Below are 17,829 nucleotides of genomic sequence, written 5' to 3'. Positions count from 1 at the left end.
CGAGAGCCGATCTTTCTCCCACCCCGATCAAACGCCCAGAATGCCGTGGCATTCCCGACCTACGCCACCGTCGGTTACCGAAGCGTAGATTCAGTTACCGCTGGTGACCACTCATTTCCTGTCCGATATCCGGAGTTAGGGCTACCTAACAGATTCGGCGTACGGCAGGCTGTACGCGTGGCCGCCTCTTCCGACACCCTCGCCGACCTGCTCGGCGGGCGTCGGGGCGCGGTCGACGCCACCGTACCGCCTTTGGCGTTCCTGCTCGGCTGGTTGCTGACGGATCACCACATCGGCTGGGGCGCGGGCGCGGCGGTGGCCGCTGCCAGCGCTTTGTGTGCCTACCGGCTGATCACTGGGGCGAAGATCACAGCCGCGCTGGGTGGTCTCGCCGCGATCATCGCCGCCGCGCTCGTCGTCCTCTACACCGGCCGCGCCGAGGACTTCTTCCTGCTTCGGCTGCTCGTCAACATCGCCAGCGGGCTCGCCTGGGCGCTGTCCATCCTGATCCGCTGGCCGCTGCTCGGCGTGGTCGTCGGCGCGATCCTCGGGCAGAAGGCGCGCTGGCGCCGTGACCCGGACCTGCTGCGCGCCTACGGCCGGGCGAGCTGGGTGTGGGTGTTCGGCCAGTACGGCGTCCGCACGCTGGTCTTCGGAGCCCTCTGGCTCTCCGGCAACGCCCTCGCGCTCGGCATCGCACAGGTGGCGCTGTCGTGGCCGCTCGTGGGTGTCGTCGTCGCGGCCAGCGCGGTCATCCTCCGCCGCTCGCTGCCCGAGGACCACCCAGGCCTGCGTCACCCCCGGATTCCCGCCTAAGCGACGGTCACACCGCCACACGGGTGCGGCACCGACGCCCCGAACGCCTCGCGCGCCGCCAGCCAGCCCGCCCCCGCGACCCCGTCCTTCGCGGTCCGCACGTCATGGCCGTCCAGGATCGCGCGAAGCCGCGCCCCGATAGGCGTGTCCGGCCCCGCGACGGTCCCGACCAGCACGATCGGGCCGCCGGACCACGCTTCCAGCGCGTGTGACGCCAGTGCCCGGGCCGCCCGTTCGATGATGTCGGCGGCCACCGGATCGCCGGCGTGCAGGCTGACCAGCGGCGCGAACCGGGCCAGGCGCACCGGCGCCTCGGCGTTCACCGCCCTGATCAACCGGGCGAAAGCGTTCTCCGGCCCGCCGATAGCGAGGTCGAGGACGGCCGAGGTCAGCGGACTGAGCCGGTCATCGCGCTGCACGGCCTGGATCGTCGCCCGGACGGCCTCGCGACCGATCCAGAACGCCGAGCCCTCGTCGCCGAGCAGCCAGCCCCAGCCGCCGACCGTGGCGGCGTGCCTGCGGTCGGTGATCCGCATCGCGATGGACCCGGTTCCCGCGATCAGCACCGTGCCGCCCGGGTCGGCCGTCCCCGCCGCGAACGCGACCTCGGCGTCCGAGAGCACCAGCGCGGGCCGGTCGACACCCGCGGCGGCCAGCGCGGACCGGAACTCCTCCGCGACCGCCGGGTCGCTCAGCCCCGACGCGCCCGCCATCCCCAACACGCACGAGACGGCCGAGTGCGCCCCGACCGCTGCCGCGATGGCCGCGCCGATGTTGGCCGCCGCCACCGAGGGAGGGTGCGAATTCGGGTTTCCACCACCGGATTCGCCCCGGCCGACCACTTCGCCGGACGCGGTCACGGCCACCGCCCGAGTCGCCGTGCCACCGGCGTCGACACCTACCGCGACCTCGCCCACCGCATCCTCCTCCGTCACGATTACGCCGTTCGGCGTAACATGGTGATCGCCCGCTCCGTTCAACCCCCTCGACGGAGCGGGCTTCACTTGTCCTGAGCCGGTTCCAAACTCACTCGCCGATCGCTCAGCTCGCCGCCGCAGTGCGCGCAGCCCACGACGGCGTGCGTCGGTCTGCCGCAGTCGCGGTGGCGCACCACCAGCGGCGGCTCTCCCTGCTCATTGAGCCACCGGTCGCCCCACCCGATGATCGAGGCGAGCACCGGGAAGAAGTCGTGGCCCATCTCGGTCAGCACGTACTCGTAGCGCACCGGCCGGTCCTGGTAGCGGACCCGGTCGAGCACGCCCGCGCCGGTCAGCCGGTCGAGCCGCTCGGTCAGGGTGTTGCGGGCGATGCCCAGCTCGGCCTGGAAGCGGTCGAACCGGCGGGTGCCCAGGAACGCCTCCCGCAGCACCAGCAGCGTCCACTGGTCGCCCAGCAGATCCATGGTCCGCGCGACCGAGCAGTGCCAGCGAGCGAACGAGGTTCTCCGCATCTCAGAAGTGTAAAGAGTTGCGCAATAAGACGAACTGTTCCGCCTCCCCGGAATTCTTGGTTTTGGTCACTCTCCGTGTGCTGCTCGCCATTGGTGGTGGCCGTGGTTGGTTTCGTCACGGTCCCCTTAGGTCGCGGTTGGATAGCGTGGCCGTTCCTTATCGAGTTTTGGTGATCTTGGAGAGTCCTCTTGGGTGGTCGGGGTCGCGGCCGCGGGCGAGTGAGAGTTCCAAGGCCAGCCGCTGCAGCAGGAGGATCTCGATGATCGGGGCGACTTCCTCCGCCGTGCGCGGGAGCGCGATCTCCGAGCCGAACGCGGACCCGACCGTGGTGACGTCCGCGCCGCTGCGCCGGACGTGGTCGATCACCGCGGCCATCGCGTCGCCGCCCGCGCCGACACTGGTGATCGCCAGGACCGAGGTCTCGCTGTCCAGCGCCGCGATAGGCCCGTGCAGCAGGTCGGCGCCGCTGTAGGCGCGGGCCGACAGATAGCTGGTCTCCGCGAGCTTGAGGGCGGCTTCCGCGGCCGTCGCCGAGGAGAACCCGCGGCCCGTGCACACGACCCAGTCGGCGAACCGCATCCGGGCCACGGCCGCCTCGACACCCTCGGCGGCGAGAGCGCGCGCGGCGGTCTCGTCGATGCCGTGGGCCGCCGCGCCGTCCTGGCCGCGGATCGCGTCGACGAGCAGGTAGAGGGACAGCAGGGTCGCGGAGTAGGTCTTGGTCGCCGCTACCGCGAGTTCCGGGCCCGCGCCGATGTCGACGGACAACTCCGCGGCCTCGTTCAGCGGCGAGTCCGCCGTGTTCGTCACCGCCACCGTGAGCGCTCCGCGCGCGCGTGCGGCGAGCGTGGCCTCCACGAGATCCGGTGAGCCACCGCTCTGGCTCACCGTCACATAGAGGACATCCGTGAGATTCGGTTCTGCGCGATACAACGTCGTGGTCGACGGCGAGACCAAGCCCGCGGGCAGCTTGAGCAGCACTTCTGTCAGATATTTCGCGTAGAGGGCCGCGTGGTCGCTGGACCCGCGCGCGGCGAACAACGCGAACCTGGGCTGTCGCGCGGCGATCAGCGCGCCCACTTTCGCGACGTCGCCGCGGCGGGCCATGACCCCCGCGAAGACCGCGGGCTGCTGATCTATCTCCGCCCGCATCGACTCGCCCGGTCGGTGTTCCGTCATCCGCCATCCCTTCGCTAAGGTCTAGACCAATCGTAGAGAATTGGTCTCCCGAGGGCAATCCCGCGGGTGCGAGAGCGGGAACGACGTGCGACAGGGCATCCTGTAGGCGGGCTGTGTAGCGGGTAGTGGGAGGACACATGTTGGAGATGTCCGAGGCCGAGGGGCGGGACACTGTCGCGCGCGCGCAGCGGGAGCCGAAGTACTGGGGACTCAAGCGGCACCTGCTTGACCTGCTCAACTCGCTGCCGCCCGGATCGCCCATCCCGACCGAGCGCTCGCTGGCCACCGAGTTCGACGTCTCCCGCACGACCGTCCGACAAGCGCTCGCCGAGCTGACCGTCGAAGGCCGCCTGCTGCGGGTCCAGGGCAAGGGCACGTTCGCCGCGGAGCCCAAGGTCGCGCAGCGGCTGCAGCTGTCCTCCTACACCGAGGACATGCGCGCCCAGGGCCGCGAGCCGTCGTCGAAGCTCCTAGAGGTCTCTGAGATCCCGGCGGAGGCCGACCTCGCGCGTCTGCTTAATATCCGCGCGGGGGCCAAGGTCCTGCGGCTGCACCGGCTGCGCCTGGCCGACGGCGAGCCGATGGCCATCGAGTCCACCCACCTGCCGCTGGGCCGGTTCCGGGGGCTGCGCCGCTACGTCGTCGACGGCGGCTCCCTCTACCAGGTGCTGCGCGAGCGGTTCGGGGTCGAGATGGGCCACGCGGAGGAGACCATCGAGACCGCGCTGGCGGGCCCGCACGAGGCCGACCTGCTCGGCGCCGACGTCGGGATGCCCATGCTGCTGCTGTCACGGCACTCGTTCGACACCGATGAGCAGCCGGTGGAGTGGGTGCGGTCGATCTACCGGGGCGACCGCTACAAGTTCGTGGCGACGCTCAACCGTCCGTGATCACCGACGTCCGCTGGGGCACCCCCGCCGCGCGCGGGGTGATCGCCACGACGATCCTCGGCTCCGGCATGGCGATGCTGGACGGCACGATCGTCAACGTCGCGCTGCCGCGCATCGGGGATGAACTCGACGCCTCGGTCGCCGGTCTGCAGTGGATTCTCGACGGCTACCTGCTGGCCCTGGCCTCGCTGATCCTGGTCGCGGGCGCCTTGGGAGACCGCTTCGGTCGACGGCGGGTGTTCCTGGTCGGCGTAGTCTGGTTCGGCGCCGCCTCCGTCCTGTGTGGACTCGCGCAGAGCACGGAGATGCTGGTCGCCGCCCGCGTGCTCCAAGGTGTCGGCGGCGCGCTGCTGACGCCGGGGTCGCTGGCGATCCTGCAGTCGGTGTTCCACCGTGAGGACCGCGCCCGCGCGATCGGCGCGTGGTCCGGTCTCGGCGGCATCGCGGCGGCGGCGGGTCCGCTGGTCGGCGGGCTGCTGGTGCAGGCATGGTCGTGGCGGCTGGCGTTCCTGATCAACGTGCCGGTCGCCGTGTACTGCGTGTGGATGGCGCTGCGGTTCGTCCCGGAGACGCGGGACGAGGAGTCCGCGGGCCCCATCGACCTGGTCGGGTCGGCCCTCGGCGCGCTCGGCTTGGCGGGTGTCACCGCGGCGCTGGTCGAGGCGCCGGTGCGGGGCCTGGACTGGCTGGTGCTCAGCGCGGGGATCACCGGGTTCGTCGCTCTCGCGGCATTCGTCCAGCGACAGCGCCGCGGCCACGACCCGCTGGTCCCGCCCGCGCTCTTCGCCGACCGGACCTTCGTGATCGCCAACGGCCTCACGTTGGCGGTCTACGCGGCGCTCGGCGGTGTCTTCATGCTCATGGGGCTGCAGCTGCAGATCTCGCTCGGCTACTCACCGGTGGCCGCGGGCGTCGCGGGGGTGCCGATCACCATCGTGATGCTGCTGCTGTCCGCCCGATTCGGCGCGCTGGCCTCGAAGTACGGCCCGCGGTGGTTCCTCGTCAGCGGCCCCATGCTGGTCGCCGCCGCCACCCTGCTGCTGATGCGGGTCGAGCCGGGGGCGAGCTACCTGGGCGCCGTGCTGCCCGCGGTCACCCTCTTCGGATTCGGCCTCGCCGTTGTCGTCGCCCCGGTAACCGCAACCGTCCTTGCCGCCGCACCGGACCGATACGCCGGTGTCGCGTCAGGCGTGAACAACGCCATCGCGCGAACCGGCGGTTTGCTCGCTGTCGCGGTGTTGCCTGCTGCTGCCGGACTCACGGGCGCGGCTTACGCGGATCCGGTCGCTCTCACGGCGGGCTGGCGCACGGCCCTGCTGATCTGCGCTGGACTTACCGTGGTCGGCGGCCTGCTTGCCTTGGGCGTGCGGGGGAATGTGCTCGCCGTGGAGGAGCACGCCCCCGAGTGCCCCCACCCGGGCGAATGTATGTCCTGCTCGGTCGACGCCCCGCCGACACACATCAAACCCTGACGGCCGCCGCCGGGAATGCCCGGCGACGGCCGTGTCAGTGTGTTCAGCCGACCGCGTTCCTGACCCGCTCACGCAGCTGGCTCATCGACTTGATCTGGGTCCACTGGCCTTCGAGTTCCTCGATGCTGCCCAGCAGCTTCCCGCCGTCCTCGAAGACGATGCCCAGGACGTCCGGGATCATCAGCTTCGCGCCTTGCGGCAGGCCTTTGCCCGCGTTGCGGGACTTCGCCTTTCCGTCGTCCTCACGCAGGAAGAGCATCACCGGCGTGCCCGCGGGAATCGACTGCCGCCACTTGTCGAGCGTGTTGACCGGCGTGCCCGTGGCGTCGTTGTAGCGGCCGCCCTGCCACAGCTCGACGTAGACGAAGCCGTCCTTGACCTGGTCGGCGGCCTTCGCCTTGAGCTTGTCGGCGACCTTCACCCGCAGCACGACGTGCATCAGCGCGTACGGGTCGGCCTCGGTGTCGAAGGTTTCGCGGCCCTGCTCGATCCCGTCGACCGTGCCCGCGACGATCGCGTCGTGGCGGTTGGACTTCACCAGCGCCTCCGGAGTGGCCGCCGGTTCGACGTCGTTGTCCGCGCCGCGCAGGACGCTCACGTCGAGCCCGGCCTGCTGCACGGCGGCGGCTGGTCTCGCCTCGGTAGTCGTGCTGTTGGTGGACGCGCCGCATGCCGCGGTTCCGAGCGCGGCGGCCAGCAGGATCACCGGCCCGATCAGCCTTTTCTTCACTTCGGCTCCATTGGTGGTCGTTGTAGGCATCGGCGATCAGAACCAGGCGTTGATGTGGTCGCGGTGGTGCGCGGTCCACGTGCGGGTCCACGCGGCCGAGGACGTGCCGGTCCAGCCCGAGCGCTGGCAGCTGTCGTCATATGGCGACGGGTAGTGGTTCAGGCCGAGGGTGTGGCCGAGCTCGTGGCAGGCGGTCTTGCGCCACTGGTTGGCCTCGTAGGTCGAGCTTGAGTAGTGCGACCGGACCAGTGCGCCGTTGATCTTCACGAAATACCGGTCGCAGCGGGCCGGGGAACTGCCCGCCCAGAACACCACGCACTGCGCCGAGCCGATCCACGAGTCGCTCGTGGTGCCCTCCTCGCGCCAGACGACGTCGGTCTGTCCGGCGCCCTCGAGATCGCAAGTGGCGTGGTACTGCCGGTTCGCCGCGGTCGCGTCGGTCATATAGACCATCGCGTTGTACATCTGGGTCTTCACCGCGTCCGACGGGTCGATCACCGAATAGCAGTAGTTGTGGTAGCCCGTGTCCGGCCGGAAGTTGCTGTTGAACGGCCAGGTGTCGGCCGAAGCGGTGCCCGCGGTCGCCACCGCGATGAGCGGGGCGACGATCACCGCCGCCCCTAAGAGCCGGGCGAGCCGCTTGAGTACCCGTCCCATTTGACCTCCATTTTCCGAATACCGATGCGGGAGCCGCCTCGGGGTTTGACCCGTCGAACGGTTCCGGGGGGCGGTTGCGGAACGGTTGGATCAGGGGGAGGCCGAATGGAGTACCGGGTACTTGGCGCGCTGGAGGCGCACGACCGCGGTCGTGTCGTGGAGCTGTCGCCGCGGTTGCGTGACCTGCTGGCGGTGCTGTTGAGCAGGGCGGGGGAGCCGTTGTCGGTGGGCCGGATCGCGGAGGCGCTGTGGGGTTCGGCGCCACCCAGATCGGGGTTGAAGACCACCCAGGTTTATGTCCACCATTTGCGCCGGGCACTCGGCGGGCGATTAGAGGTGGAACACCGGGGCAGTGGTTACGTTCTCGCCGAACACAAGGAACTCGACGCGGATCGGTTCGAGGATTTCGCGACCCAGGGCTACACGGCACTCGCCGAACACGACCACGACGGGGCCGTGCACCACTTCCGGCGCGGGCTGTACCTGTGGCGTGGGCCCGCGTTCGACGGCCAGGAAGGCCTGCCTATCGTCCGCGAGGAAGCCGCGCGCCTCGACGCGTTGCGCCAGCGGGTGACCGAGGACCGGGTCGAGGCCGAGCTGGCCCTCGGGCACCACCGCGACCTGGTCGCCGAACTCATGGTGCAGGTGGCGGCGAATCCGCTGCGGGAGCGGTTGCGCGCGCAGCTGATGATCGCCCTGCACCGGTCAGGGCGGCGGGCGGAGGCGCTGGCGGTGTACCGGGAGGGCCGCCAGCTGCTCGCCCGTGAGCTCGGACTCGAACCGGGAACCGACCTCCGCCGCGCCGAACACCTGATCCTGACCGACGCGGCCGACGGGCTGACCATGCGGTGCCCGAACTGCCGCACGTCGATCTCGTTGCGCCACAACGCTTCCCGGGCAGCCCGCCGGTCGAGGATCAGGGGCTGAGCAGGTCGGCGAGCAGGTCGGTGTCGATGTTGCCGCCGGAGACAACGGCCACCGTGCGCCCCCTGGGCAGCTCCTTCGCGCGATGCAGATAGCCGGCTGTCGCGACGGCGCCACTGGGCTCGGCGACCAGGTTCGCCTTGTGTGCCAACAGGGCGACGGTTTCGCGGATCTCATCCTCGGAGACGGTGACGATGCCGTCCACGAAAGCCTGCTGGTGCGCGAAAGTCAGCGGCGACGGCTGCGAGCGCAGGCCGTCGGCGATGGTCCGGTTGCGGTCGTCCACCGACCACGACACCAGCTCACCGGCGTTGAGGCTCGCGGCCGTGTCGGCCGCCAGCTCAGGCTCCACGGCCCAAACCCGCGCTGCCGGTCGAAGCGCTTTGATCGCCGCCGCGACACCGGAGATCAACCCGCCGCCGCTCACGGGGACGAGGACGAGGTCGACGTCGGGCAGGTCGGCGATGATCTCCAGCCCGATCGTGCCCTGGCCCGCGATGACATCCGGGTGGTCGAATGGCGGGATGAGCGCGGCCCCCCGCTCGGCGACGATCTCGTCCGCGACCACCTCACGCTGCCCGATCTCGGAGAGCACGACTTCGGCCCCATGCGCCCGGGTCGCGTCGATCTTGACCTGCGGGGTGTCCTTGGGCACCACGATCCATGCCCGGACCCCGAACATCTTGGCCGCGTACGCCACGGCCTGCGCGTGATTGCCGCTGGAGTACGCGACGACGCCCTTGGCCCGCTGCTCGTCGGTCAGGTTCGCGATGGCGTTGTAGGCGCCCCGGATCTTGAAGGCGCCGATGGGCTGCAGGTTCTCCGGCTTGAGCCACAAAGGGCGGTCCGGGTCGGACCAGAGGCAGGTCAGCAGGGGTGTGCGGGTGGCAGCACCTGCGATCCGTCCCGCGGCGGCGCGGATGTCGTCGATCGTCACGAGGTTCACGACTCCAGTGTGCCTGGTTCCGTGAATGGGAATTACTGGGTTAAGGGTGCCGCCAAACGGACCTATTACCGGCAGTGAGCGCGCAATACCGTCACGTTATCGCCACTGGCGAGGACGTGAGGGCGCCCGTGGGCGAGCCGCCAACCCTGCTCGGCTCGCCCACACTCACGGCCGTGAGATGTGGGTGACGAACGTGGCCCAGGACTGGGCGGCCACAGTGACGATCGGACCAGTGGCGTTCTTCGAATCCCGGATGCCCGCGTGATCGAGATCGAGCGAGACCTCGACGCAGGAGCCTTCGGGAACATCGCTAAAGCTGCTCTTGCGCCACCTGGCTCGCGTCATCCCAGCTGCCTTCCGCCCGGTCGTACTCATCCGCCAGCTTGGCGAGGAGCACCCGGGATTCTCCCGCATCGAGTGCGAGGCCGGCTAGCTGCCGGTTGAGGGAGCGGTAGGCGCCGACATAGTCGAGGTCTTCCAAGAACAGGCCCCCGACGGGACCGTCGAGGTAGGCGAGAGTTCGGTACTTGGGGAAGCCGAAAAGTTGGAACGGCCCACCGAGCGACGCGCGGTCGCGAGCAGATGCGGGCACGACACGGATCGAGATGTTCCATTGGTCAGCAAGGAAGAGCATCGCAAGCAATTGCTCGGTCATGATCCGATAGGTGCCGACCTCCAACCGCAACGCCCGTTCTTGGATGAAGAAGATGAACTTGGCTGGCTTGTTTCGGAACAGGATGCGCTGCCGCTCCATCCGGGCTTGTACGCGCGCCGCGCGGTGTTCCTCCGAGATGTCGACCCGAGCGAACAAGGCGCGGGAGTAGGGCTCCGTCTGCAGCAGACCGGGGATCAACTCCGGCTCGTAGCTGACGGACTTGCTTGCGCTGCTCTCATGGAAGATCAGCGATCGAAGCGAATCGCCCATCCACTGACCGTGTGGGCACAGCCAGTACCCGCGATCATCGTTGGTCGCCCGGCAGGCGTCGATCAGTTTCCGCACGTCCTCGTAGTGGGCGCCGCAGGCAGCCATGTAGTGCACGACTTCCGTTTCCGTCGTCGTCCCCCGGAATCCGGTCTCCAGTCGGTGCAGACAGGCCGCGGAGAATCCGAGCTTCGGACCCAGTTCGCGCAGGGTCAGGCCTGCGGCCTCCCGGTACCCCCGCAGAAGATTGCCCAGCTCACGCGCGCCCGCTCGGTTCCTCGCTCCCATTGGACACACGCTAGGAAAACCACACGTCTCAGCGCGCTACTTCGCGGGGCAATCCACCCCATCGCGCTAGCTGTTTCACCCCGGGAATCAGACGTGACTGCCTGCCCACTGCCAGAACATGACACAGACACGGCGGGGGTGCTGTTTCGCGACCGTGAGGACAGGGTGCTGCTTCTCGAGCCGTCGTACAAGCCGACTTGGGAGATCCCAGGCGGCGCGGTGGACGCCGACGAATCGCCGTGGGCGGCTGCATCACGGGAACTGGCCGAGGAACTGGGGTTGGACCGGCCGGTGGGTCGGTTGCTGGTGGTCGACTACGTCCGACCGCAGGACGGCAGACCCGAGGGCGTGGTGTTCATTTTCGACGGCGGCCACTTGGAGGAAGCCGACTTGGCGGACCTGGTATTCGCCGACGGGGAGATCCTTTCGGCCCGCTTCCATACGATGGAGCAGGCTAGGACGAAGGTGAAGCCGTTGCTGGCCGCCCGGCTCGCCGCGGTCGAGGCAGCCCACCAGGGCGTGAGCGCCCTGTGCGAGGACGGTCGCCTGGCCGGATTCTGACCCACGTCGCCGTCACCGATGGACCCCCGGCGCACGACGGGCAGTGCCGGCCCGCACCTTTGCCGACCAAGCAGCCAGTATGAGCATCGAAAATCACAGGCCGAGAACAACGTTAGTAACATCTGGAGGTTGCTAACGTTGCGCCTGGTGTGTGATAATCGTTGTGTGGACCTGGTGAACGCGATGGAAGCGATGGCCGACCACACCACCGAACAGTGGGGCATGATCACTGCGGCCCAGGCCAAGGCGGCGGGCGTGGACGGTATGACGCTGCAGCGCGCCGTCGAAGCGGGCCTGCTCGAAAGGGTTCGCCGCGGCTGTTACCTCGCCACTGCCGCCACCATGCCTAAACACCTGCAGCCCAAGGCCGTTTGGCTGACGCTGAACCCGACCGTCCCGGCCTGGGATCGTCCGGATCTCGACCCCGACGGCGGGGTGATCTCGCACAGCTCGGCCGCTCTGATCCACGACATCGGCGACCGTCGCGCGGACATCGTCGAGATCACCGTCCCGCGACGGCGGGTGACCCGCGAGCAGGATGTGAGTCCGCGTCGTGCGGAGCTGACCGAGGACGATGTGGAACTCGTCGACGGGCTACCCGTGACCACCGTGCCGCGTACGATCATCGACCACCTGGCCGACCACGTCGACGGCGGTCACGTCGGCGCGATGATCTACCACGCCGCTCGCCGCGGCCTGGTCGACCTCGACCAACTGGCCGATAGATCAGGAACTTACGCGCGTCGATATGGCCTGACCCGAGGCAACGGCCGAGGTCTGATCGAGTACCTGCTCGCTCAGGCTGGGCGCAGCCTCGCCGATCTCGTCGCCCCCGACGGGCTCGTTCGCACTTCAGACCTACGGCACGTCTTGGGGGTGATGCCTAAGGCGGCACTGGGCACGTCGATCAATACTGGACTCGCGCAGGTGCTGGAGTCCATTCAAGGAACGGTATCGACGGCGGAAATTCTCGAGAAGCTGTCCGAGCCTTCGTCGCGTATGCGTTCGCTCGCGCGGCTGCTGGAGGCTCTACCGCAGCCGTCGTCTCACATCGAGGGCCTCCTCGGGTCATTGCCGCAGCTTGAAATGCTCAACCGGCAGGCCGACTTGCTTCGAGCGTTCGGGTTGCCGGAGGTCTCGGCGCGATCATCGAGCATCATGGACGCGGCGCTCGCGGCCGCGGGCGCCGAGGCCGCGCGCTCCGTGGCGATACCTGGCGAGGACGACGAGGACTCACCCTGATGGATTCACCCGCCGCCGCGCGGCGACGGCTCAATCATCTTGCCCGAAACCACGCCCGTACCACCGGGCAGAACAGCACGACCTTGGTCGAGCGCTACCTCTATGACCGGCTGCTGGCCCGTCTGGCCATCCATGACTCTGATGGCTGGCTGGTCAAGGGAGGCCAAGCCCTCCTCCGTCGCTATCCCCAGGCCCGCCACACCCGAGATCTCGATCTGCTCCATCTGTCGTCGTCAAATGCCGATCTTGACGACGCCGTCGCGGTCCTTCGCACGGGCGCCGCTCTCGACCTCGGCGATCATCTCCGCTACGTCTACCTCGACACCGCGACCGCGTCGAAAGGCGGGCAAGCCCGCCGCGTCCGATTCGTGCCGCACTACGGGCGTACCGCGCTGAACACGATCAGCGTCGACCTCGTCGTCGGCCATGCGCCGTTCGGTCAGCCCACTACACGCTGTCTGCGGTCGTGCGTACCCGGCCTGGACGATGGCCAATGGCCGGATGTCCATCTGTACCCGATCATTGATCACGTCGCGGACAAAATCTCCGCCATGTATGAGCTTCATGGCCCTCAAGCCATCCCGTCCTCGCGCTCACACGACCTGGTCGACCTGCTGCTGATCATTTTGAGCGAGACCATCGACGGGGCCATGATGCACACTGCCCTGCACGCTGAGGTCAACCGCCGCCTGCGGCGCGGCACCGTGCTGGTCCTGCCCACCAAGTTCCACGTTCCAGGCGGCGAGAAATGGCGAACGGGCTATGCCCGCGATGCCCACGGCGTCACCGGACTGGAACACCACCAGACCCTCGACGCGGCCGCTGCCCTCGCTGACGCGTTTGTCACGCCTCTGCTGCCCTCAACTCCACCCGGATGCTGGACGCCGAATCACCTGCGCTGGCGTGAGCTGCCATGACTCTGCGCCCGACTCCTCACCGCTCGCGTCGATGAGTCAGGCGTGGAACGTCTTCGCCAAGAGTGCGGACGAAGGTGGAATCTAGGTGGTCAGACGCTTGACAAGCGCTTGCGCGGCGGCTTTTGGGTCTTCGGCGTCTGTGATCGCCCGGACGACGACGATGCGGGTAGCGCCTGCGTCCAAGACCTCCGGTAGACGCTCGCCGTCGATGCCGCCGATGGCGAACCAGGGGCGTTCCAGCTTTAGCGCCGCCGTGGCGCGGACCAGGTCGAGGCCGGGGGCCGTGCGGCCGGGCTTCGTGGGGGTGGGCCAGCAGGGGCCGGTGCAGAAGTAGTCGACGCCCGGTTCTGCCGCTGCCGCTGTGGCCTGGGCCACATCGTGGGTGGAGCGGCCGATCACGACCTCGTCCCCGACGATCCGGCGGGCCAGCGACACGGGGATGTCGTCCTGGCCCAGGTGCAGCACGTCCGCCTGCGCCGCCAACGCCACGTCCGCGCGGTCGTTCACCGATAGCAGGGCCCCACGGGCCGCGCAGACCTCCGCCAATTCAGCCAACACGCGCAGTTCCGGGCCCGCTTCGAGTGACTTGTCTCGCAGCTGCACGATGTCGACGCCGCCTGCGAGGGCTGCGTCCACGAATCCCGCGAGGTCAGGGCGGTTGGGAGTGCACAGGTAGAGGCGGGCTTCGCTGAGCTTCCGCCTGATCTGGTCACCATCAAGTCCCGGCATGAAGCTGACGGTAGTGCGCTACGGTGAAGGCTGGTCGCACGGGAGTCCGAGTACGGGCTGAGAGGGAGCTGGATCGCTCCGACCGTCGAACCTGATCCGGGTCATGCCGGCGCAGGGAGCGTGATGGTGGTGGAAGACATGCGTGACGAGCGCGTCGCCGTTGTGGGCGGTGGCGTTATCGGGCTGTCCGTGGCCTGGCGGCTCGCCGAGTCCGGGTACCCGGTCGTCCTGATCGATCCCTCGCCGACGCGTGGGGCTTCCTGGGTGGCGGGCGGGATGTTGGCCCCGGTCACCGAGTCGTGGCCGGGTGAGGAAGACGTTCTCGCTCTCGGTACCGAATCGCTCACGCGGTGGCCTCGTTTCGCCCAAGACCTCCTGCCGTTCGGTGATCCCGGATTGCGGACCGAGGGCACGCTCGCTCTGGCGCTGGACTCGGCGGACGTGGGGACGCTTGAGGTACTCGCCGACCACCTGGGCACGTTGGGGCGCGCGGTCGAGCGGCTCACCGGCAGGCAGGTCCGTACGCTGGAGCCGACCATCGGGCCACGGGTCCGAAGTGGACTCTCCGTGCCCGGCGATCTCGCGGTGGACAACCGAAACCTTCTCCTCGCACTGCGGCAAGCGGCCACCCAAGCAGGCGTCGAGTTCGTGGCCGAGCGGGCGACGGCGGTGCGGCCGGGAATGGTCGAGCTCGGAGAGTCCTTTATGGACTGTTCGGTGGCGGTCATCGCCGCGGGCGCGTGGAGCACCGGACTGCATCCGGCGCTGGAATCCGTCACGCGGCCGGTGAAGGGGGAGATCCTGCGCCTGCGCACCCGCCACGGCACGCTTCCCTTGCCCACCAGGACGATCCGCGCGCACGTCGAGTCGCGGCCGGTCTATCTGGTCCCGAGGGCCGACGGGGAACTGGTGCTCGGTGCGACCCAGCACGAGGTCGGGTATGACGAGGACGTGACCGTCGGCGGCGTGCGTGACCTGCTCTCCGACGCCGAACAGGTCCTGCCGGGCGTCGCCGAGTACGCGCTCACCGAGTGCGCCGCAGGCTTAAGGGCAGGCAGCAAGGACAACCTGCCGCTCATCGGCTGGCTTGAGCCCGGTGTGCTCGCCGCGACCGGCCACCACCGCAACGGGCTGCTGCTGGCCCCGGCCACAGCGTCCGCGGTCCTCGACATCCTGCGCACTGGCGCGGCCCCCGAGTACGCGCGGGCGGCCGACCCGTCCCGTTTCCTGACCACGCAAGGAAGGACGCGATGAGGATCGAGCTCAACGGCAGCCCCAGCGAGGTCGCCGACGGAACCACGATCGCCGACCTGCTCACCCTGCTCCAGTTGCCCGCCAACGGGATCGCGGTCGCACTCGACGGCGAGGTGGTGGCCCGCGCCGACCACGCGGGGGCGCCGGTGTCCGAGGGCTCCGTCGTGGAGATCCTGACCGCTGTGCAGGGAGGCTGACATGGACGACCCACTGGTCATCGCCGACCGGGAGTACTCCTCCCGGCTCGTCACCGGCACCGGCGGCGCCGCCAACCTCGCCGTGCTGGAACGCGCCCTGGTCGCCTCGGGGACCGAGCTGACCACCGTCTCGCTGCGCCGGGTCGACACCGCGGGCGGGACCGGTGTGCTGGAAGTGTTGCGGCGACTGGGAATCGATCCGCTGCCGAACACCGCGGGCTGCCGCACCGCCGCCGAGGCCGTCCTCACCGCCCGGCTGGCCAGGGAAGCGCTCGGCACGAACTGGATCAAGCTCGAGGTCATCGCCGACGACAAAACCCTACTGCCCGACCCGATCGACCTCCTCGACGCCGCGACCACACTGGTCGACGACGGGTTCGTCGTACTGCCCTACACCAACGACGACCCGGTCCTCGCCCTCCGGCTGGAGGAGGTCGGCTGCGCCGCGGTCATGCCGCTCGGGTCGCCGATCGGGACCGGCCTGGGCATCCGCAACCCGCACAACATCGAGCTGATCGTGGCCCGCGCCGGCGTCCCGGTGATCCTCGACGCGGGCATCGGCACCGCCTCGGACGCCGCGCTCGCGATGGAGCTGGGCTGCTCAGCGGTGCTTTTGGCGACCGCGGTCACCAGGGCCTCGGACCCCGAGAAGATGGCCACGGCGATGCGCTCAGCGGTGGTCGCGGGCCGCCTCGCCCGGCAGGCGGGCCGCATACCGCAGCGGTTCTGGGCGCAGGCATCGAGCCCTCCCCGATGAATCGCCGGTGGCGCGCGGCACAATGAGGTATGACATCGGAAGCCGAGCAGGCCGCGGGCGACGTACCCGCGCGTCTCTACCTGGCCATCGGGCGCCTGTCCCGGTCGCTGCGCCGGTCGGGCAGCCCTGGCCTGGGGCACGGCTCGATCTCCGCGCTGTCGACCCTGGTTGCCTGCGGCGAACTCCGATTGGGCGACCTCGCGGGTAAAGAAGGCGTGGCCGCGCCCACCATGTCACGGATCGTCGCGAGCCTGGTCGAGTCCGGCCTCGCCCGCCGTGAGCCGGACGCCGCCGACCGCCGGGCGTTCCTGGTCCAGGCGACCGAGGAGGGCGAGCGAGTCGTCTCCGGTGTCCGCTCGACGAGGGTGCACGAACTCGGCCGCAGGCTGGAGCGGCTGCCCGCCGACCAGCTGGAACTGCTCGTCGCGGCCATCCCGGTGCTCGAAGCCCTGCTGGCCGAGGAGCAGAAGGGCTAAGGCCGCTCCTCCGCGAGCCCCCGCATCGCCGCGACCTCCGCGCGCAGCGCCCGGATCTCGACGAGCAGCAACTGGTCGGACGCGGCCTGGGCGGCGGCGTTCTTCTCCTCCGCCTCCAGCACGTCCTCGGTCATCTCGTTCTCCATCCCGCCCACCACGACGGCGATGAACAGGTTGAGCACCGCGAAGCTCGACACGAGGATGTAGACGACGAAGAAGATCCACGCCATCGGCTGTGCCTTCATCAGCTCCCTGGCGATGTCCGGCCACGCCTCGCCGGTCATGACCTGGAACAGGGTGAACAGGGAAGTGCCGAGGTCGCCGAAGTTGTCCGGCTGGACCGACCCGAACATCTTGGTCGCCATCACCCCGGCGACGTAGAGGATCAGCGCCAGCAGCGCCATGATCGACAGCATTCCCGGGATCGACCGCAGCAGGCCGCTGACGACCCGCCGCATCGCGGGAACCATCGAGATCAGGCGCAGCATCCGCAGCACGCGCATCGCCCGCAGCACCGAGAACGGACCGCTCGTGGGCACGACCGCGATCCCGATGATGATCAGGTCGAAGACGTTCCACGGGTCGCGGAAGAACCGCCAGCCGAAGGCGTAAAGCCGTAACGTGAGTTCGACGACGAAGATGGCGAGCGCCGCGCGGTCCAGGAAAGTCAGGACGGTGCCGAACTGTCCGACCACCGCTCTCGAGGTCTCCAGGCCGAGTGTGACGGCGTTGAGGAGAATGATTGCGATGATGAACTGCTGGAACCGTCGGTGCGTGACAAGTCCCCGGATGCCTTCGCGCGTGATCACTCGGATACCCTAAGGCGTCAGAAAATCACCGGCGTCGGGAAGCCGCCACAGCGGCGAGACCGGCCCGACACCGCTACCCAGCGGATACGCGGCTTGCACCGATCGGGTGATGAAGTCCTTGCCTGCCTTGACCGCGCTCACCAGATCGTTGCCTTTGGCGAGTGCGGCGGTGATCGACGACGCCAGCGTGTCACCGCTGCCGTGCGTGTCTTTGACGTCGAACCGCGGGCCGACGAGCTCGATGAAGTCGGTGCCGTCGTAGAGCAGGTCGAGGCACTCGGCGTCGTCGTACATGTGGCCGCCCTTGACCAGCACCCACTGCGGGCCGAAGTCCGCCAACGCCTTCGCGGCGTCGCGCTGCTGGTCTCGGGTGCGGACGTCGAGGCCGGTGAGCAGCCGCACCTCGTCCAGGTTCGGGGTGATCAGGGTGGCGCGGGGGAACAGCTCGGTGCGGATCGCGTCGAGCGCTTCCCCGGCCAGCAGCGGGTTCCCGTGCATCGACGCGGCGACCGGGTCGACCACCAGCGGGATGCCGGATCGTCCTATGTGGACGCGGTCGAAGGCGGCGGCCACCGCGGAGATGATCTCCGCGGTGGCCAGCATGCCGGTCTT

Annotated in this window: 22 protein-coding genes and 1 riboswitch; of the genes, 11 read left to right on the top strand and 11 right to left on the bottom strand. The window is 69.0% G+C overall.

The window, feature by feature from the left end; all coding sequences use genetic code 11:
• The first annotated feature begins 177 nt into the window (after window positions 1-177).
• Window positions 178-816: a DUF3159 domain-containing protein gene (locus ACRDSQ_RS14515; protein ID WP_431421626.1), complete on the top strand. Its 639-nt coding sequence runs from the start codon at window positions 178-180 to the stop codon at window positions 814-816.
• Here ACRDSQ_RS14515 and ACRDSQ_RS14510 read toward each other — a convergent pair.
• The 3 genes from ACRDSQ_RS14510 to ACRDSQ_RS14500 form a co-directional block, all read right to left on the bottom strand.
• On the bottom strand, window positions 813-1,751 hold the full coding sequence (locus ACRDSQ_RS14510) for an N-acetylglucosamine kinase (RefSeq protein ID WP_431421624.1): 939 nt from the start codon (window positions 1,749-1,751) through the stop codon (window positions 813-815). The two genes, ACRDSQ_RS14515 and ACRDSQ_RS14510, sit on opposite strands and share 4 nt — an antisense overlap.
• Window positions 1,752-1,816: 65 nt before the next feature.
• On the bottom strand, window positions 1,817-2,266 hold the full coding sequence (locus ACRDSQ_RS14505; protein WP_431421622.1) for a winged helix-turn-helix transcriptional regulator: 450 nt from the start codon (window positions 2,264-2,266) through the stop codon (window positions 1,817-1,819).
• A gap of 157 nt (window positions 2,267-2,423) precedes the next feature.
• Entirely contained in the window at window positions 2,424-3,446 is a 1,023-nt protein-coding gene (locus ACRDSQ_RS14500) for an SIS domain-containing protein (protein ID WP_431421620.1), read from the bottom strand.
• Window positions 3,447-3,583: 137 nt separating this feature from the next.
• On the opposite strand from ACRDSQ_RS14500, the gene ACRDSQ_RS14495 reads away from it, so the two are divergent.
• Entirely contained in the window at window positions 3,584-4,336 is a 753-nt protein-coding gene (locus tag ACRDSQ_RS14495) for a GntR family transcriptional regulator (protein ID WP_431421618.1), read from the top strand.
• Complete coding sequence (locus ACRDSQ_RS14490) at window positions 4,333-5,808, top strand: MFS transporter (RefSeq protein ID WP_431421616.1); 1,476 nt, start codon at window positions 4,333-4,335, stop codon at window positions 5,806-5,808. Before ACRDSQ_RS14495 ends, ACRDSQ_RS14490 begins: the two co-directional genes overlap by 4 nt.
• Window positions 5,809-5,851: 43 nt before the next feature.
• Here ACRDSQ_RS14490 and ACRDSQ_RS14485 read toward each other — a convergent pair whose 3' ends face one another.
• Window positions 5,852-6,538, bottom strand: a complete 687-nt coding sequence (locus ACRDSQ_RS14485) for a hypothetical protein (protein ID WP_431421615.1) — start codon at window positions 6,536-6,538, stop codon at window positions 5,852-5,854.
• Window positions 6,539-6,574: 36 nt separating this feature from the next.
• On the bottom strand, window positions 6,575-7,195 hold the full coding sequence (locus ACRDSQ_RS14480; protein WP_431421613.1) for a hypothetical protein: 621 nt from the start codon (window positions 7,193-7,195) through the stop codon (window positions 6,575-6,577).
• Window positions 7,196-7,300: 105 nt separating this feature from the next.
• On the opposite strand from ACRDSQ_RS14480, the gene ACRDSQ_RS14475 reads away from it, so the two are divergent.
• Complete coding sequence (locus ACRDSQ_RS14475) at window positions 7,301-8,122, top strand: AfsR/SARP family transcriptional regulator (protein WP_431421611.1); 822 nt, start codon at window positions 7,301-7,303, stop codon at window positions 8,120-8,122.
• Here ACRDSQ_RS14475 and ACRDSQ_RS14470 read toward each other — a convergent pair.
• From ACRDSQ_RS14470 to ACRDSQ_RS14460, 3 genes are all read right to left on the bottom strand, one after another.
• The gene (locus ACRDSQ_RS14470; protein WP_431421609.1) at window positions 8,112-9,065 is read right to left on the bottom strand and encodes a threonine ammonia-lyase; all 954 of its coding nucleotides are present in this window, start codon (window positions 9,063-9,065) and stop codon (window positions 8,112-8,114) included. The genes ACRDSQ_RS14475 and ACRDSQ_RS14470 overlap by 11 nt on opposite strands.
• Before the next feature lie 165 nt (window positions 9,066-9,230).
• Entirely contained in the window at window positions 9,231-9,410 is a 180-nt protein-coding gene (locus ACRDSQ_RS14465; RefSeq protein ID WP_431421607.1) for a DUF397 domain-containing protein, read from the bottom strand.
• Window positions 9,376-10,275, bottom strand: coding sequence for a helix-turn-helix domain-containing protein (locus ACRDSQ_RS14460; protein ID WP_431421605.1), 900 nt, complete (start codon window positions 10,273-10,275; stop codon window positions 9,376-9,378). The genes ACRDSQ_RS14465 and ACRDSQ_RS14460 overlap by 35 nt, the downstream gene beginning before the upstream one ends.
• Before the next feature lie 93 nt (window positions 10,276-10,368).
• On the opposite strand from ACRDSQ_RS14460, the gene ACRDSQ_RS14455 reads away from it, so the two are divergent.
• The 3 genes from ACRDSQ_RS14455 to ACRDSQ_RS14445 are packed head-to-tail and all read left to right on the top strand — an operon-like array spanning window position 10,369 to window position 12,995.
• Window positions 10,369-10,836 (top strand): NUDIX domain-containing protein, encoded by a 468-nt coding sequence (locus tag ACRDSQ_RS14455; RefSeq protein WP_431421603.1) that lies wholly within the window; start codon window positions 10,369-10,371, stop codon window positions 10,834-10,836.
• 18 nt (window positions 10,837-10,854) lie between these two features.
• Window positions 10,855-12,078 carry a type IV toxin-antitoxin system AbiEi family antitoxin domain-containing protein gene (locus ACRDSQ_RS14450; protein WP_431421601.1) on the top strand — a complete coding sequence of 408 codons (1,224 nt, stop codon included), beginning with the start codon at window positions 10,855-10,857 and terminating at the stop codon, window positions 12,076-12,078.
• Window positions 12,078-12,995 (top strand): nucleotidyl transferase AbiEii/AbiGii toxin family protein, encoded by a 918-nt coding sequence (locus tag ACRDSQ_RS14445; RefSeq protein ID WP_431421599.1) that lies wholly within the window; start codon window positions 12,078-12,080, stop codon window positions 12,993-12,995. The genes ACRDSQ_RS14450 and ACRDSQ_RS14445 overlap by 1 nt, the downstream gene beginning before the upstream one ends.
• Before the next feature lie 81 nt (window positions 12,996-13,076).
• On the opposite strand, the gene thiE is transcribed toward ACRDSQ_RS14445, so the two are convergent.
• Complete coding sequence (thiE, locus tag ACRDSQ_RS14440) at window positions 13,077-13,724, bottom strand: thiamine phosphate synthase (RefSeq protein WP_431421598.1); 648 nt, start codon at window positions 13,722-13,724, stop codon at window positions 13,077-13,079.
• Window positions 13,725-13,752: 28 nt separating this feature from the next.
• A riboswitch (TPP riboswitch) is annotated at window positions 13,753-13,859 on the top strand.
• A 3-nt stretch (window positions 13,860-13,862) separates the two neighbouring features.
• Here thiE and thiO point away from each other — a divergent pair.
• From thiO to ACRDSQ_RS14420, 4 genes are read left to right on the top strand one after another with little or no spacing between them, the layout of a single operon-like run.
• The gene (gene thiO, locus ACRDSQ_RS14435; RefSeq protein ID WP_431421596.1) at window positions 13,863-14,978 is read left to right on the top strand and encodes a glycine oxidase ThiO; all 1,116 of its coding nucleotides are present in this window, start codon (window positions 13,863-13,865) and stop codon (window positions 14,976-14,978) included.
• Window positions 14,975-15,175 (top strand): sulfur carrier protein ThiS, encoded by a 201-nt coding sequence (gene thiS / locus ACRDSQ_RS14430; RefSeq protein WP_431421594.1) that lies wholly within the window; start codon window positions 14,975-14,977, stop codon window positions 15,173-15,175. Before thiO ends, thiS begins: the two co-directional genes overlap by 4 nt.
• 1 nt (window position 15,176) lies before the next feature.
• A complete protein-coding gene (locus ACRDSQ_RS14425; protein ID WP_431421592.1) occupies window positions 15,177-15,932 on the top strand; it encodes a thiazole synthase in 756 nt (251 codons plus the stop codon).
• Window positions 15,933-15,961: 29 nt separating this feature from the next.
• Window positions 15,962-16,408, top strand: coding sequence for a MarR family winged helix-turn-helix transcriptional regulator (locus tag ACRDSQ_RS14420; protein ID WP_431421589.1), 447 nt, complete (start codon window positions 15,962-15,964; stop codon window positions 16,406-16,408).
• Here the strand turns inward: ACRDSQ_RS14420 and ACRDSQ_RS14415 are convergent.
• Together ACRDSQ_RS14415 and ACRDSQ_RS14410 are read right to left on the bottom strand one after the other, a co-directional pair.
• Window positions 16,405-17,217 carry an ion transporter gene (locus ACRDSQ_RS14415; protein WP_431421587.1) on the bottom strand — a complete coding sequence of 271 codons (813 nt, stop codon included), beginning with the start codon at window positions 17,215-17,217 and terminating at the stop codon, window positions 16,405-16,407. The genes ACRDSQ_RS14420 and ACRDSQ_RS14415 overlap by 4 nt on opposite strands.
• A gap of 9 nt (window positions 17,218-17,226) precedes the next feature.
• Window positions 17,227-17,829, bottom strand: a 603-nt coding sequence (locus ACRDSQ_RS14410; protein WP_431421584.1) for a PfkB family carbohydrate kinase, incomplete at its 5' end; no start/stop codon positions are given.

This window comes from Actinokineospora sp., from assembly GCF_050699995.1.
In the GTDB taxonomy this organism is placed as follows: Bacteria; Actinomycetota; Actinomycetes; order Mycobacteriales; family Pseudonocardiaceae; genus Actinokineospora.
This window is presented reverse-complemented; position numbering and strand designations above follow the sequence as displayed.